This is a genomic window from Accumulibacter sp., from assembly GCF_036625275.1.
In the GTDB taxonomy this organism is placed as follows: Bacteria; Pseudomonadota; Gammaproteobacteria; order Burkholderiales; family Rhodocyclaceae; genus Accumulibacter.
The window spans coordinates 142,882-160,400 of the sequence record NZ_JAZKUD010000004.1 but is presented as its reverse complement, the minus strand read 5'-3'; the positions used below and the strand labels follow the sequence as shown (position 1 = coordinate 160,400).

At 66.6% G+C, this 17,519-nt stretch carries 4 protein-coding genes; 2 read left to right on the top strand and 2 right to left on the bottom strand.

Annotated elements, in window-relative coordinates:
* Positions 1-210 precede the first annotated feature (210 nt).
* Together V5B39_RS03820 and V5B39_RS03815 are read right to left on the bottom strand one after the other, a co-directional pair.
* Positions 211-1,167: an Rpn family recombination-promoting nuclease/putative transposase gene (locus tag V5B39_RS03820; RefSeq protein WP_332341599.1), complete on the bottom strand. Its 957-nt coding sequence runs from the start codon at positions 1,165-1,167 to the stop codon at positions 211-213.
* 213 nt (positions 1,168-1,380) lie between these two features.
* Positions 1,381-2,355 (bottom strand): Rpn family recombination-promoting nuclease/putative transposase, encoded by a 975-nt coding sequence (locus tag V5B39_RS03815; RefSeq protein WP_332341597.1) that lies wholly within the window; start codon positions 2,353-2,355, stop codon positions 1,381-1,383.
* A 463-nt stretch (positions 2,356-2,818) separates the two neighbouring features.
* On the opposite strand from V5B39_RS03815, the gene V5B39_RS03810 reads away from it, so the two are divergent.
* On the top strand, positions 2,819-3,349 hold the full coding sequence (locus V5B39_RS03810) for a hypothetical protein (RefSeq protein ID WP_332341595.1): 531 nt from the start codon (positions 2,819-2,821) through the stop codon (positions 3,347-3,349).
* Positions 3,350-3,472: 123 nt separating this feature from the next.
* A complete protein-coding gene (locus V5B39_RS03805) occupies positions 3,473-17,512 on the top strand; it encodes an FG-GAP-like repeat-containing protein (RefSeq protein ID WP_332341593.1) in 14,040 nt (4,679 codons plus the stop codon).
* The last annotated feature ends 7 nt before the right edge of the window (positions 17,513-17,519 follow it).

Here is a 17,519-nt window from a genome sequence, read left to right as displayed (position 1 = left end):
GCGGCATAAACGCGAGAGAAAATACCTCTCTCGCATTTATTCCACGGTCCTCTTGACCCCCTTTCAGCCATCACTTCCCATGCTCTCCCAAATGAACCAAAAACCATGAAACGAAGCATACAAGGGGTCTGGGGGAAGGGAACAGTCATCGGTTTCATCCCTTCCGGGGTGGCTCAGAAAGCCATGACCGTTGGGGAAAAACGCGCTGCCTCAGGCTAGGATGGGCCCAAAGAGGTCATCCAGACTCCGGGCATCGAGCACCTGGTCCAGCCACGCCTCAATCTGCTCGAGGGAGGCGGTGGAGATCTTCCCCAGAACCTCCGCAGGGACGGCACCAAAACGCTTCTTGAGCAGCTTCTGCAGTGCCAGCGCTTCACCCTCGGCCTTGCCCTCGGCCTTCCCCTCGGCCTTGTAGGCCTGCGCCCATTCCTCGAGTCGTTCCGCCAACATGACCTTCAGCTCCTGTAGATCATCTATCCGAGGCAACACGATACGGTATTCGGCCTTGCGCATCAAGGTCGCCCGGATCCAGAGCGCGAACATCCGGCGCAGGTCGGGCCGGTCGGCCAGCCACTCGTCGAGCAGGCTCAGCAGGCCGCCGATGGCCTCCGGCGACGCCGGGTGTTCGATCCGGAAGACGGCGGCAACGAGGTTCCTGAGCGAGGCCAACTCGCGGTCGCTCCAGGCGTTCTCGTCGATCAACAGGTATTTCAGCCGGGGCTTGAACTGCTCGACCAAGCCCGGCACCGGCGGGATCAGGTCAAACACGTCGGTGACCGCCGACCAGCGCTGACTGCCGTTGTAGAGGACGATGGGCAGGACCGGCGGCAGGCGGCCGTCGGCCAGGACTTCACCGCGCTTGAGCAGGTCCTGATAGAGCAGCCCCCCATAGACCATCATGCGCAGGGCCATGTACTTGTCGACGCGGCTCTGGAATTCGATCAGCAAGTACAGATACACCCACTCCCCGCCCACTTTCACCCGCCAGACGATGTCGTCGGCCCGGTGGCCGAAGTCTTCGGTGACGTAGCTGCCGGGCACTCGCTCCAGGGTGCTGTAATCGAGTCCGTGCAGCCATTCATCCGGCACGAAGCCGAGAATCAGGTCGCGCACCAGTTCCGGCGTGGAGAAGAGGAGTTTGTAGCCGGTGTCGTGAGCGTTTGCCATGGCCGAATGGTAGCAGGACTAGGACGGTCAGGACATCCGGCCGCCTGCAGCGGCCCGCTTCCGAAGGACGATCAATGGCTCCGGGCGGGTGACGATTTCGAGCAAGCGCTAATGGCGCCGAGTTGTGGTCCTCACCTCGCCCTCCCCTCAGAGATAGTAGGTCGAAATGAAGAGTCTGGCGTACTGCGGGACGTAACACGCGCGGCTTCAGCCTCAGATTGGCCCAAAGAGGTCATCCACACTCCGAGCATCAAGAACCTGATCCAGCCACGCCTCAATCTGCTCGAGGGAGGCGGTGGAGATCTTCCCCAGAACCTCCGCAGGGACGGCACCAAAGCGCTTCTTGAGCAATTTCTGCAGCGCCAGCGCTTCACCTTCCGCTTTCCCCTCTGCTTTCCCCTCGGCCTTACCCTCGGCCTTCCCCTCGGCCTTGTAGGCCTGCGCCCATTCCTCGAGTCGTTCCGCCAACATGACCTTCAGCTCCTGTAGATCATCTATCCGAGGCAACACGATACGGTATTCGGCCTTGCGCATCAAGGTTGCCCGGATCCAGAGCGCGAACATCCGGCGCAGGTCGGGCCGGTCGGCCAGCCACTCGTCGAGCAGGCTCAGCAGGCCGCCGATGGCTTCCGGCGACGCCGGGTGTTCGATCCGGAAGACGGCCGCCACGAGGTTCCTGAGCGAGGCCAATTCGCGGTCGCTCCAGGCGTTCTCGTCGATCAACAGGTATTTCAGCCGCGGCTTGAACTGCTCGACCAAGCCCGGCACCGGCGGGATCAGGTCAAACACGTCGGTGACCGCCGACCAGCGCTGACTACCGTTGTAGAGGACGATGGGCAGGACCGGCGGCAAGCGGCCGTCGGCCAGGACTTCACCGCGCTTGAGCAGGTCCTGATAGAGCAGCCCCCCATAGACCATCATGCGCAGGGCCATGTACTTGTCGACGCGGCTCTGGAATTCGATCAGCAGGTACAGATACACCCATTCCCCGCCTACCTTGACCCGCCAGACGATGTCGTCAGCCCGGTGGCCGAAGTCTTCGGTGACGTAGCTGCCCGGCACTCGCTCCAGAGTGCTGTAATCGAGTCCGTGCAGCCATTCATCCGGCACGAAGCCGAGAATCAGGTCGCGCACCAGTTCCGGCGTGGAGAAGAGGAGTTTGTAGCCCGTGTCGTGAGGGTTTGCCATGGCCGAATGGTAGCAGGACCAGAACGCTCAGAGCATCTGTCCGCCTTCATCCGTCCGCCTCCGGAGCAGGATCAATGTCCGCGCAGTCGAAGGCGAAGCCCTCCCGGAAGAAAAGCGCAGCCCCTCGCGAGCCCCTGAAAGAATCGGATCAGCATCTGCTCCCGGTCGTTGATTTCATAAACGACGTGAAGCCGTGCCCCGAGAGGTGTCCAATGGTCCTGATCGTCGTGGTCTGCGCTCATCCTCTTCTTGTGGGAGTCCACCGCCGGTGATTTGTCCGTGTCCCCGTCTTGGCAACGGCGAAACATTCCCGCCCTCAAAATCCCCCTTGGGGGGGATGGACAGGACGGGTGAACATGATAAGGTTTTTTAATGGTAGGGCGCCTGTAGGCGCGCGACACTCTATCGGGAACGGGCAGTGCCCAACGTGGGAGTTGGGTATTTATATAGGGAGAGAAAACGGATGCCGTACAAAATGGGTCGTGCTTTGGCTTTGGCGGGTGCCGTCTGGGCCGGCAGTGTGGGGGCGGTGGAGGTCCGCTATGTCGCGAGTGATCTTCCCGATGCCGTCCCTGGCTTCGACCGCTGGCGCTACGACTATACGGTGAGCGGCCCGGTGGCGCAGTATTTTTCGCTCAATCTACTCTTCTCCCCAGCCTTGTATGCCGATCTCGACCTCGTCACCCCGCCCGACCCGTCGCGCTGGTCGTCGCTCGTCGTCGCCCCGGAGCCCGCTTTCCCCGCCGACGGCTGGGTCGGTCTCACCGCCCTTGTCGCGCAACTGACCGGCGAGGCCAGCCCCTTGAGCGTCGAATTCTCCTGGTTGGCCAGCGGCACTCCCGGCAGCCAGTGGTTCGAGGTGCTCGATGATTTCTTCTCGCGAATCGGCATCGGACCCACCGCGCCACCAACGCCGACCGGTGTGCCGCTTCCTGGCAGCTTGTGGCTTGCAACGCTTGCACTTGCCGGCGTCGGGGTCTTGCGCCGACGCTAACGCGGTCAGCCGACGCTGGCGAGCAGCGCCAGGCATTGGGCCGCCTGCCCCCAGGCGCTTTGCTGACTGAACCCTCCTGACCGAATCATGCCTGCGGCTTGCCGCGTTTCTCCGGAGTCGACCATGCGCACCCCTCACCCGCCCCGTCGTGGACCACGCCGCTGCAGCCCCCTCCTGGTCCGTCTCCTCGCGCGCCTGCACGGCTGGCTGCACGACTGTCTGCGACGCTGGCAGGCGCAGCGCGCGGCGGCCCACGCCCAGCCGGCGCGGGTGTACTTCGAAGCGCTCGAACCGCGCCTGCTGCTCTCGGCCGATCTGGCGGCCGGTAGCCTCAGCTACAGCACGACCACCGCTCCGCTCGTCCCGGGCGAAGCGCTGAGTGCCCTGTTTACCGTCGATCGCCTGGGGGACGAAGTGCCGGCGACGCAGGTACGCTTCTACGCCTCAACCGACAGCACGCTCGATGCCGCCGATCCGCTGCTCGGCCGCCGCGATCTCGCCGCCGGAACGCTCCATCCCGGCGCCAATCCGATCGCGGTCGACCTCGATTCGCACGCCTTCTCCAGCCCCGGTCGCTATACGCTGATCGGCGTGATCGATCCCGGTCACAGCGTTTCCGAAAGCGACGAGACGAACAACCAGGCGCTCGCCGCTGTCCCCTTCGAGGTCGCTTTCACCGTTGGCCAGATCCCCGGCCGCAGCCCGGTCCCCGCGCTCGAACGGATCGACGCCGACGGCACGCGCTTCACCCTGGCGATCAGCGGCCCCGGCTCGGCAACCTTGCTGCCCGATGCCGGCGGCTATCGGCTGACGGTCAGCGGCAGCGATGCCACCACCCGGATTACCTTGACCGGCAGCGGCGGCGATGGCCGCATCACGCTCAGCGGCCTGGAGGCAGAGCGCTCGCTCGGCAGCCTGACGGCACCAATCGCTGTGCTAACGGGCTACGCGCGCTTCACCCAGGTCAACACGCTCAGTCTGGCTTCGATCGACGCGGGCGCGCGCATCGAAGGCGCTTCGCTGGCAAACCTCACCGTGACCGGTGATGCACGCGGCGAATGGCGCCTCTCCGGCGCCGGCGCGACCGGCTTCATCCTCGGCACGGTGCAGATTGGCGGTACGCTCGCCGGTCTGTGGGCGATCAACGGTCGCGCCAACAGCGTCAGCGCGCAAACGACGGCCGCCGACTGGCGTGCCAACGTCCGGGCGCCGCTGACGCAACTCGTCGTGCGCGGCGACGCCTCCGGCCAACTCGCAGCGGCAGCGCTACAGCTTCTGCAGGTCGGTGGCTCGCTGCGGGGAATGACGGTGCGCATCGGCGCCGATCTGGGCAGCGACGCCGCCCTCGGCGGCAGTGGCGAGGCGGCCGATACCTTCCGCGCCGGCACCCTGGCACGCTTGCGCGTTACCGGTCACCTCGACAACAGCGTGATTCTCGTCGGCCTCGACCCGCGCAATGGCCGCGACCTCGACGGCGACGACCAGGTGCTCGGCAGCGCCAGCGCCAACCGCATTCAGGAACTGCTGGTCGGCGGGCGGCTGACCGGGGAGACCCGGATCATCGCGCCGGCCTTCCCGGACAGCGTGCGCGTCAATGGCGCGCTCGTTTCTCCCGCCAGTCTCAGCGCCTTGTCGGTGACGGCACCGGATCGGCAGGCACCCCTGCTCAGTGCGGCGCTGGCCAACGATACGGGAGCCTCTGCCAGCGACCGCCTCACCCGCGATCCGACGATCGCCGGCACGCTGACCGAGACCGGTGGCGGTCGCCGCTTGTGGGCGAGCTTCGCCGCCAGCGCGGCGTCGTTCGTCGACGTGAGCAGCGCCCTGCAACCCGACGGGCACTTCGTCCTCGATGCGGCGCGTCTGGCCGCGGTCCATGGCGCGACCCTGCCCGAGGGCGTGCAGTCGCTGCGCCTCGTCGCCGAAGATGCCGCGGGCAACCGCTCGCCCACCGTGACCATCGACTTCACGCTCGATACGACCGCGCCGGCGGCGCCGGGGCTGGATCTGCTCGCAGCGAGCGACAGCGGCGTCCGGGACGACGATGAGCTGACCCGCGACGCGACACCGACGCTGCGCCTGACTGCCGAGGACGGCAGTGCGATCGTGCTGCGCCGGGATGGCGATCCCACGCAATGGTCGCTCACCGGTCCGTCCGCCGAATTCACTTCGCCACCGCTCGCCGACGGCACGCAGATCTTCCGGGCCACCGCCACTGACCTTGCCGGCAACGTCGGCGAGACGGCCACGCTGGCGCTGTCGATCGACACCGAAGCTCCGGCCCTCGTGCACCTGGGTCTCGATCCGGCTTCCGACACCGGCGCAGTCGGCGACCTGCAGACGAACGCCGCGGTGATCGCGCTCGTCGGCCAGACGGTGCCGGGGGTGTCGGTGCGCCTGCTCGATCCGGCCACGTCCACCATCGCCGACGGGACGGGGGACTTCCGCCTCGCCGACCTGCCGCTCGCGGTCGGCGACAACGCCTTCCAGGTCGTTCTCTCCGATGCGGCGGGCAACGAGACGAACGATTCGATCGTTGTCACCCGACTGGCTCTGCCTGCCGATACGACAGCGCCGACGCTGAGCGCAGCGCTGATCGCCGATACCGGCGCCTCCGCCAGTGACGGCCTCACCTTCGATGCGCGCTTTGCCGGCAGCGCCAGCGACGACGTCGGCGTCGTGCAACTGCTCGCGCAACTCGATCCGGCGACGCCCGACGCGCCGTTCGCCGACCTGACGACGCTGCTCGCGACCGACGGCGCGTTCACCCTCGCGCGCAGCACGCTCGACGCGCTGGCTGGTGGCACACTCGCCGACGGCGCGCATACGCTACGCTTCGTCGTGGTCGACGCCGCCGGCAACCGCTCGGACGTGCTCGAACGCCACTTCACGCTCGATACCGCTGCACCCGCCTTCACCGGCTTCGGCCTCAGCGTCAGCGACGCCACCAACGCCACGCTCGACGAAACATCAGCCGGCTCCGTCCAACTCAAGGGTAGCGCCGAAGCCGACGCCACGATCCGCCTCGACGCGCAGGACCTCGAGGTGCTCGCCGGCGCCGGCGGCGCCTTCGTCATGCCCGGCGTCGCGCTTGCGCTTGGCGCCAACGAACTGACGCTGACCGCCAGCGACGCGGCGGGCAACTCGACGACCTTTGACCGTACCCTCACCCGCACCGCCGTCGTGCAGGCCGACGCGGTGCTCGAGTGGAACGACCTCGCGCTGCGCGCCGTGCAACTCGACGTCACCGACCCGCCGGTCGCCACGCGCACGCTGGCGATGGTCAGCCTCGCGCAGTACGACGCGCTGGCTGCGATCGAGGGCACGCCGGCGTACCTGGTCGGCCGCTCGGTCAGTGGCCCGGTGTCAGCGCCGGCCGCGGTCGCGGTCGCCGCGCACCGCGTGCTGTCGCAGACCTACCCGGCGCAGCAGGCGGTGTTCGACAACGCGCTCGCCGCCGACCTGGCCGCCATCGCCGACGGCAAAGCCAAGGACCAGGGCATTGCGCTCGGTCTGGCCATCGCCGACGCCGTACTCGCACTGCGCACCCACGACGGCGCGCAAGACTTCGTCGCCTACGACGGCAGCACGGCGCTCGGCCAGTGGCGGCCGACCGGCCCGATGTTCGACGTCGCCGACGATCCGCAGTGGGGAACGGTGCAACCCTTCGCACTGAGTTCACCCGACCAGCTCCGCCCGGCCGCCCCGCCGGCGCTCGACACCGCCGCGTACGTCGTTGCAGTCGAGGAGGTGAAGCGACTCGGCAGCGCGACGAGCAGCGAGCGCAGCGCCGACCAGACCGAGCAGGCGCTCTTCTGGGCCGACGGCAAGGGCAGCTACACGCCGCCCGGCCACTGGAACCAGATTGCCGAGGAAGTGGCGCGCGCCAAGGGCAACAGCCTCGCGGCCAACGCGCGCCTGTTCGCGCAACTCAACGTCGCGCTCGCCGACGCGGCGATCGCCGCCTGGGATGCGAAATACACCTATGGGCTGTGGCGCCCCGAGACCGCGATCCAGAACGCCGACCTCGACGACAACGACGCGACCACCGTCGATGCCGCCTGGCGTCCGCTGTTGCTGACGCCGCCGCATCCCGAGTACGTCTCCGGGCACTCGACGTTCAGTGCCGCGGCCGCGGGGATTCTCGCCGCGACTTTCGGGGACGCCACCGCCTTCAGCACCACCAGCGCGACGCTGCCCGGCGTCACGCGCAGCTTCACGAGCTTCACGCAGGCGGCACAGGAGGCCGGCCGCAGCCGCATCTACGGCGGCATCCATTACGAATTCACCAACCAGACTGGCCAGCAGCTCGGCACGCAGGTCGCCGAAGCCGTGCTCGCGCGCTTCGCGCTGACGAGCGACACGCAGGCGCCGGCGATCGTGCTCGACGACACCCCGGCGGCAACCAACGCCAACCTCACACTGACCGGACAGGTGCTCGACAACCTCTCCGGAGTCGCCTCGGCACAGTTCCGGATCGACGACGGCGCGCTGCAAGCGCTCGTCCTCGATGCGACCGGCAGCTTCACCGTCACCACCGCGCTGGCGACCGACGGCAGCGCCGACGGCGCGCACACGCTCACGATCGTCGCCCGCGATGCCGCCGGCAACCACAATGCCGGCGTGACGCGCGGCTTCACGCTCGACACCTTCGCGCCCACCCTGACGTTGGACAGTCTTGTCGATGGCGACACGTTGAGCGCGGCGAGCCGCCTGGCCGGCACGGCCAACGCCACCGGCAGCGCGCTGACGCAACTGAGCTATCGCATCGACGGCGGTACCAGCCGCAGCCTGATCTTCGACGCCAGCGGTGCCTTCGACGAAGCGCTCGCCTATGGCGATCTCGACGTCGGCAGTCACGCGCTGGTGCTCACCGCCCGCGACGCGGCCGGCAACCTCGCGACACTGACGCGCACGCTCGTGGTCGACGCGCTCGCGCCGCTGACGGTGACCAGCCTGACGCCAACCGATGGTTCCGACGACGTCGGCGTCACCGTGCGCCCGCAGGTTCGCTTCGCGCGCGCGGTGGACGCGGCGACGCTGACTGCCGACTCGTTCTACGCCACGGGGCCGGATGGCAGCACGCTCGCGGCGACGATCGTTCCGGCCAATGACGGAACGTTCGCCTGGCTGTTCTTCACCGACCCGATGCCGGGCGCTTCACAGGTGACGTTGCACGTCGATGGATCGAAGATTCGCGGCGCGGCCGACGGCCGCTTGCTCGACGCCGACGGCGACGGCACGGCGGGCGGTACGCTGACGCAGCAGTTCACGACGGTCAGCCGGTCGGCGGTGATCGGGACGACCCTGGTCGGCAAGGTGGTCGACCCGGGCCCGGATCTGGAGCCGATGAGTTTCGACGACATCCGCCGCGGGGCGGACGGCGTGATTCATACGCCTGATGACGTCTTCCTGCTGCCGATCGCGCATGCCAAGGTCTATCTCCTCGGGCTGGAGGACCGGGTCGTCTATACCGACGAGAATGGCAATTTCGAGCTGACCGACGTGCCGGCCGGCACGGTGAAGGTGGCGGTCGATGGGCGTACGGCGACGAACGCACCGGCCGGCGTGTTCTTCCCGGAAATGGTGATGGATGTCGAACTGCTTCCGGGGGTAACCAACACGGTGATGGGCGGCATGGGGGCTACTGCCGAGCGACTGGCGAACGTCGATCGACGGGAGGTCTACCTGCCACGCGTGCCGACGAACGCACTGCAGCCCGTGAGCAACACCGGGACGACGGTGATCACGCTGACCGACGCCGCTTCGGCACCGCAACTCACCGAGCAGGAGCGTGCGGCGCTGACGTTGACCGTCAATCCGGGTAGCGCGATCGGCGAGGATGGCCACGTGCTCGATGACGTGCAGATCGGCATCAGCACGGTGCCGCCGGAACTCGTGCGCGACATGCTGCCGCCGGGGGTGTTGCAGCATACTTTCGATATCACGATCCAGGCGCCGGGCGTCGCGGCATTCGCCGAGCCGGTGCAGATCACCTCGCCGAACGTGTTCCATGCAGCACCGGGGACGAAGCTGAACCTTCTGAGCTTCGATCACACAACCGGGATGCTGGTGATCAACGGGACGGGAACGGTGTCGGCCGATGGGCTGACGGTGGTGTCGGATCCGGAATCGGGGATTCGGGCACCGGGGTGGCATGGGTGGACGCCACCGGGCGGGCCATCCAGCCCGCCATGTCCCCCGGGCACGCCACATCCGGTCGACGTGCCTCCGGTACCCGATGCCACCGGGCTGAAGGACCGCTTTTATTCCAATGACGATGGCGAGTTCACACTGTCGTTCAGCAACAACGCGCCAAGGATTGACCCCAGCAGGAATGCTACCGACCCGGTCAACTGTGAGGCCACGCCTCTGGTGGTGGAATTGACCATCGATGGCCCGTCGGCCGATTTTCTCAACGGCCTGACGTTCATCGGCAACAAGGACAGCTTCGAGCTATATCCTGGCCAGCAGAAAAGCCACAAGGTGGATGTCAAGGACCTGCTGGCCAACATCATCAAGGCCGAGAAAGACGTGCTCTACGGCTGCTCTGTAACGGTGAAGGGCTGGAAGTTCAGCACGCCAGGCACGCTGCTGCTTGATGAGAAGATCTACCTGTACCGCTTCCTAGATGCCGCGGACGGTAGCCTCACCGACCTGGTCGGGCCGCACAAGGACGGCATCGTCGACATGGCCGACACGCTGAACGACGGTACTGGCGGCACGGTGGTGACGCGGCGGCCCTTCGTCATCGACACCGGCAGCGAGAAGCCGACGCTCACGGTAACGGATACGACTCACTTCCCGGACATCGGAACCGGCGCTGAATTCGTTTTCGACCCGCAGGCGACCAGCTCGGCCAAGGTCCCGTTCACATCGCCCGTGCAGGTCAAGACACCAACAGGCGCTGTGGCGGGTACTCTGACCCTGCGCGGCGAGGCCACGCCCAAGCAGCAGATCAACATCAACAAGGCCCAGTTCTTGAGCGCGATGAAGGCCATCTTGGCCGACGCAACAGCAGTTGGTGGCGACGTGAGCCCCGTGCTGTTCACCGAGGCCGAGCGCGCCATTTTCCCGGACGATGCGGCGATCAATGCCTTCGCCGATGACCTGGCCACGGCCGTGATCGCCAAGTTCGCGGGCGTCTCGGCCGGCATCGAGTTGGGCAGCGACACCTATAGCATCATTATCAACTACAAGAGCAACGCCACCGTCGGCGAATACGGCACATCGGGCAGCCCTGCCCCGGCTGACGGCATCGACAACAGGACCCTCATGGCGGCTTGGTATCCCAACCGCTCAAAGTACAGCGAGGCCGTCCAGAACTACCTGATCTCGTCGCTCATCGTCAATCAGAGCTTCAGCAGCAACGTCACCGTTTACGTCGACAACGGCATCGAACGAGCCGAACGCGGTTTGCCGCTCGAGTTGACACGGGCGCAGATGATCGCCGAGATGGCGAAGTTCGTCGCGCACGAGGCTGGCCATACGCTGGGCCTTCGGCACACAGGCACGGCAGGCGGCGGCGCGGGCACCCAGGAAGTGCAAACGATCGAACTGCTCGACGGCGTGGCAGGCGACACCTTCAAACTGAGCTTCCTGGGCAAGACCACGTCCGCCCTGGCCTTCGATGCGACGGCGGCGCAGGTCCAGACAGCCTTGAACAACTTGGCTTCGCTCAAGGGTGCTGCCGCTAACGTCGCGGTCACTGGCGGCACAGGCGGCCCCTACACCGTCACGTTCCAGAACGAACTGACCAATCAGAACGTGCCGCTAATAGAGCCCCGCGACGCCACCAGAGCCCTCAGGTTGACTGTGGCTACCACGACCCAGGGCTCCGGGAGCTACACCGGCCTCAAGCTGGTCGCCAACGGCAACCAAGACATCATGTGGCAGGCAATCGTTGATGTCGCAGGAAGCTTGAACTTCGTCGACGGGCTGGGCCTGTCCGGCCTAAGAGTCGGCCTGCACCTGGATTCGACGACTGAAGCCCAGAAGATGCTGAATTTCTGGACGAACCACGTCACAGCGGGCGGCTGGTACGACGCCGAAGGCATTGAGGAGGATGTGCAGTCTATACCGTTCGCCGGCGCGGCCTTGGCCTTGATCGACGGTAGCGACAAGGTGATCGATGACTCGCTCGACTTCGGCACGGCGACGATCGGTCAGCCCGTTACCTCCCAAACGCTCACACTGAAGAATTTTGGTGGCAGCCCGCTCACGATCGCATCGCTCGGCATCGCCGAGGCCGGCGGCGCCTTTAGCGTCGACCCGGTCGCGGCGGGTACCGTGGTGGCTCCAGGAAGCACGCTGCCCGTCGTGATCCGCTTCAACCCTTCCACTAGCGGTACGCTTAAGTCTCGTCTGCACATCGAGTCGAACGACACGAGCGGCTTCTTCACCGAGATCACGCTCGAGGGCCGAGCGGTCCACACCACTCCCCAGCTCAAGGTCGACATACCCAACAACAACATCGGCGGCCAGGACGTAAGCGTTGGCGCCAAGCACGTCCACGGAGTCGCAACGCTGCGCAACGACGGACTGCAGCCACTCGAGATCGCGTCGCTGACGCTCGATGACACGACAGCAGGTTTCTCTCTGATCGACCTGCCGCCGGGCTTCGACGCAGCGCATCCGATCGTGCTGGCATCCGGTGAGAGCCTCGACCTAGGCATTGCTTTCGATCCAAGCCGGCTGGGCATTGCCCGGACGGCCCTGAATGTCCTCTGCAACGATCCCATCACACCGCTTTTCTCGTGCAGCGTCGTCGGTACAGGGACAGGGGACCTTCTGGAAACACTCGACTGGGGCAGGGACTACGTCGCCCTGGAGTACGACGACGGCACGGTGGCACCGGTGATGCGTACGGTCAGCGACGACGCCGGCAACTGGAGCTTCTTCCTGGGGCCAGACAGTCGCGTGCATTATGCGATTTTCGACCCAGCAAGCGGGCTAATCGCACATGGCTACGACATAACGGCAACGAGCGGCTCATCCGCATTAACCGGAGGTGAGTTTGGCGCCAGCACGGCACCAGACACCGACTTCGACGGCCTCCCCGATGACATCGAGTTCGCCATCGGTACCTCCTCGGAGAAATCCGACTCCGATCGTGACGGCCTCGACGACTTCGCCGAAGTCGACATGGGCCTCAACCCGCTCGACGGCCGGGGCCTGCCCGCCGGGATGCTCGCGGTGACCGGGCTGCAGGGTGAGGCGAAGGAAGTGGTTCTGGCCGGGCGGACGGATGGCGCAAGCGGCCAGCTCGCGTATGTCGCCACCGGCTCGTACGGCCTGGCGATCGTCGATCCGCGCAACCTGCTGAAACCGATCGTCGTCGGACAGCTTGAGTTGCCAGGCGACGCCGTCGATGTGTCGCTCGATTCGCGCCTCAACCTGGCCGCCGTGGCGACCGGCGTGTCGGTCGAAGTCGTCGATGTTTCGAACTCGAACGCACCGAGAGTGGCGCGCTCGATCCCGGTGGCGGCCCGACAGGTCGAGGTGGCCGATGGCGTTGCCTACGTCGCGGTAGGCAACGTCATAGAGTCCTACAAGCTGTTGACCGGCGAGCGCGTGGAATCGGCACCCTCAGGTGCCGGTGACATCGTCGGCCTGGTGGCGGATCGCGGCGTCCTGTTCGCCGCCGATGCGGGCGGACGTCTGGCGTCGGTCGACATCAGCAGCGCGACGATGGCGCCGCTCGGCGGCATCGACCTGCCGGCCAGCTCGGGCCAGGTGTTTGTCGGCGACGGCGTCGCCTACGTCGGTGGCGGTGCGACCGGTGGCTTCGTCACCGTCGACGTCTCTGACCCCTCTGCCATGGTGCTGCTGAGTGGCGTCGACAGCGCGGCGATCGCGGGCAATGCCATCGTCGCCAGCGGATCGGGCGACGCGCTGACGCTGGGAACGAATGCAGCCGGGCCAGTGCTGAGCGTGGCCGATGTGCGCGATCCGACACGGACCGATCAGCGCGTCAACAGCTTCCGGCTTCCCGCGACGGCGCATTCGCTCGCCGTCGGCTCGGGGCTCGCCTTCATCGCCGGCGGGACGAGCGGACTAGTCGTCGTCAATTACCGGCCCTTCGATACGGAAGGGAAGCCACCGATCGTGACCCTCAGCGCCCCCGGCGCCGACATCGATCCGGCCACCGACGGGGTACAGGTGCTGGAGGGAACGACGCTCGCTCTGGATGTCGCCGTCGAGGACGATCGTCAGCTCGCTCGCGTCGAACTGCTGGTCGACGGCCAGGTCGCGATCAGCGATGTGTCGTATCCATGGCCGGGCAGCGTCGTGCTGCCGACGATCAAGGGCAGCGACGACACGGTCAGCATCCGGCTACGCGCCGTCGACACCGGCGGCAACGTCGGATTGTCGGCACCCATCGACCTGCAACTGATGCGCGACACCGTCGCACCGGCGCTGGTCGGCAGCAATGCGCCTGACGGTGCAATCAAGGGAACCACGTTCCGCGTCCTGACGCTGGAATTCTCCGAGGCGATCGCCGCCGGAACCGTCACCCCCTCGACGGTCGTACTGAGCGATAGCTCCGGAACCGTGATTGCCGCGCAGGATGTCCAGTTGCGGCGCAACGGGATCGAGCTGCAGGTCACGTATCCGCCGCTGGCCGAAGGCGCCTACCAGCTTCGGCTCGTCGCCCCGGCGATCACCGATCGCGCCGGCAACCCGCTCGGCGCGACCGACATCATCTCGGGCTTCACGATCGGCGAAACGCACACCGTCGAATGGATCGGCAGCCGTTCCGGTTTCTGGGACGACCCGGCGAACTGGAGCAGCGGCGTATTGCCGGGCCCCGGCGATGACGTGGTGATCGACGTGGCGCCCGGCGGGCTGATCGACCATCGGGCGGGCGCAACGACGATCCGCTCGCTGACCGCGAACGGCAACCTGCGGCTCTCCGGCGGAACGCTCGAACTCACCGCCGACTCGTCGATTAGCGGCGCGTTCACCCTGACCGACGGCACCCTCTCCGGGGCGGGTACGCTCACGCTGGCCGGAAACGGCAACCGTTGGGACGGCGGCGCGATGACCGGCAGCGGCACCACCCGGGTCGCTCCGGCAGCGGACCTGCTCGTCACCGGTCGGCTCGGAGCCCTGACGCTGGCCGAGCGCACGATCCGCAACGACGGAACGATCGTCGTCGATCGTGGCGCGGCCGGCGAGGTGCTGATCCAGCCGAGCGGCGCCGCGCTCATTCGCAACCTCGGCACGTTCGAATTCGCCGGCAGGGCACGCATCGGCGACGCAACGCACCCGGTTGCCGGCCCCCGATTCGAGAACCAGGGGCTGCTCAGGGTGCGCGCCGACACCGTTCTGGCGGTCGACCTGGACAACGCCGGCACGGTCGAAGTAAGCGCCGGTAGCAGACTGTCTCTCGCCGGTGCCAGCACCGGAAACAGCCGCGGGGCTTTCCTGGTCGCCGAGGGGGCGACGCTCTCGCTGCCCGGACGCCAGCGCTTCGAGAGCACGGCCAGCGCGTCCGGCGGCGGCAGAATCGACCTGGGGTCGTCTGGTCGCCTGGCGATGACGGGCGGCAGTTACGATCTCACCGTCGCGCTGGCGGACAGCGCCGAGTTGTCGATCGAAGCGCCGACGACCATCCGTTTCCTTGAAATGACCGGCGGCACTCTCTCTGGCACCGGTCCGCTGACCCTCACGCTGCCGCAGAGCGAGCTGCTGGGCGGCACGATCACGGTGCCGCTGATCGAGCCGCCGGATACGATCCGGCCCACGATCATCGAGAGCAGCGTCACCGATGGCGCGATTTACGGCCTCGGGCTGGGTCACATCACCCTGCGTTTTTCCGAAGCGATGCGGCCGGAGAGCCTGGTCCCCGGCCATTTCTTCCTGCTCGATGACGCCGGCGAGCGCATCGACGTACTGTCTGTGTCCATCGGTGCGCGCTTCCGATCAGTCACGCTGGAAGTGCCTCGCCTGACCACCGGCGGTTATCGACTCGTCGTCGCCGGCAACCAGCTCGAGGACCATCGGGCAGGCAACCGCCTAGCCGATGGCGACTGGACGATCGCCGCTTTCCGCGCAACGCCAAGACTCTTCGATGGCGCCCTGTACCCGACTGGGGCTGGAACGCGTTCTGCCGTCCTCGGAGACCTGGACGGCGATGGCGACCTGGACATCGTCACGGCGAACTACTACTCCTCCGCCTCGGTGTTGCTGGGCAACGGCGACGGCAGCTTCGCGGCGCGGGTGGATTACGCCTTGCCGCGTTGGGCAGCTTCGGTGACGCTGGGCGATGTCGATGGCGATGGCGACCTGGACATCGTCACGGCGAACTCCTACTCCGCCTCCGCCTCGGTTTTGCTGGGCAACGGCGACGGCAGCTTCGCGGCGCGAGTCGATTACGCCTTGCCGGGTAGGGTAGCTTCGGTGGCGCTGGGCGATGTCGATGGCGATGGCGACCTGGACATCGTCACGGCGAACGACTCCTCCTTGGGCGATGGCGACCTGGACATCGTCACGGCGGCGAGTGACTTCTCCTCCTCCTCCGCCTCGGTGTTGCTGGGCAACGGTGACGGCAGCTTCGCGGCGCGTGTGGATTACGCCTTGCCGTATGGGGCAGCTTCGGTAACGCTGGGCGATGTCGATGGCGATGGCGACCTGGACATCGTCACGGCGAACTCTTCCTACTTCTCCTCCCACTCTTCCGCCTCGGTGTTGCTCGGCAACGGCGACGGCAGCTTCGCGGCGCGGGTGGATTACGCCTTGCCGCGTTTGGCAGCTTCGGTGACGCTGGGCGATGTCGATGGCGATGGCGACCTGGACATCGTCACGGCGAACTCCTACTCCGCCTCCGCCTCGGTGTTGCTCGGCAACGGCGACGGCAGCTTCGCGGCGCGGGTGGATTACGCCTTGCCGCGTTGGGCAGCTTCGGTGACGCTGGGCGATGTCGATGGCGATGGCGACCTGGACATCGTCACGGCGAACTCCTATTCCGCCTCCGCCTCGGTGTTGCTCGGCAACGGCGACGGCAGCTTCGCGGCGCGGGTGGATTACGCCTTGCCGTATGGGGCAACTTCGGTGGCGCTGGGCGATGTCGATGGCGATGTCGATGGCGACCTGGACATCGTCACGGCGAACTCCTCCTCCGCGTCGGTGTTGCTGGGCAACGGCGACGGCAGCTTCGCGGCGCGGGTGGATTACGCCTTGCCGGATGAGGCACGTTCGGTAACGCTGGGCGATGTCGATGGCGATGGCGACCTGGACATCGTCACGGCGAACTACTACTCCGCCTCGGTGTTGCTGGGCAACGGCGACGGCAGCTTCGCGGCGCCGGTGGATTACGCCTTGCCGGGTGGGGCATATTCGGTGGCGCTGGGCGATGTCGATGGCGATGGCGACCTGGACATCGTCACGGCGAACTACTACTCCTCCGCCTCGGTGTTGCCCGGCAACGGCGACGGCAGCTTCGCAGCGCGGGTGGATTACGCCTTGCCGGGTGGGGCATATTCGGTGGCGCTGGGCGATGTCGATAGCGATGGCGACCTGGACATCGTCACGGCGAACTACTACTCCTCCGCCTCGGTGTTGCTGGGCAACGGCGACGGCAGCTTCGCAGCGCGGGTGGATTACGCCTTGCCGGATGAGGCACGTTCGGTAACGCTGGGCGATGTCGATGGCGATGGCGACCTGGACATCGTCACGGCGAACTACTACTCCTCCGCCTCGGTGTTGCTGGGCAACGGCGACGGCAGCTTCGCGGCGCGGGTGGATTACGCCTTGCCGGGTGGGGCAGCTTCGGTGACGCTGGGCGATGTCGATGGCGATGGCGACCTGGACATCGTCACGGCGAACTACTCCTCCGCCTCGGTGTTGCTGGGCAACGGCGACGGCAGCTTCGCGGCGCCGGTGGATTACGCCTTGCCGGATGAGACACGTTCGGTGACGCTGGGCGATGTGGATGGCGATGGCGATCTGGACATCGTCACGGCGAACTACTCCTCCTCCTCCGCGTCGGTGTTGCTGGGCAACGGCGACGGCAGCTTCGCGGCGCGGGTGGATTACGCCTTGCCGCGTGGGGCATATTCGGTGGCGCTGGGCGATGTGGACGGCGATAGCGACCCGGACATCGTCACGGCGAACTTATTCTCCTCCTCCGCGTCGGTGTTGCTGAACCGTTTGCGTTGACTCGTGA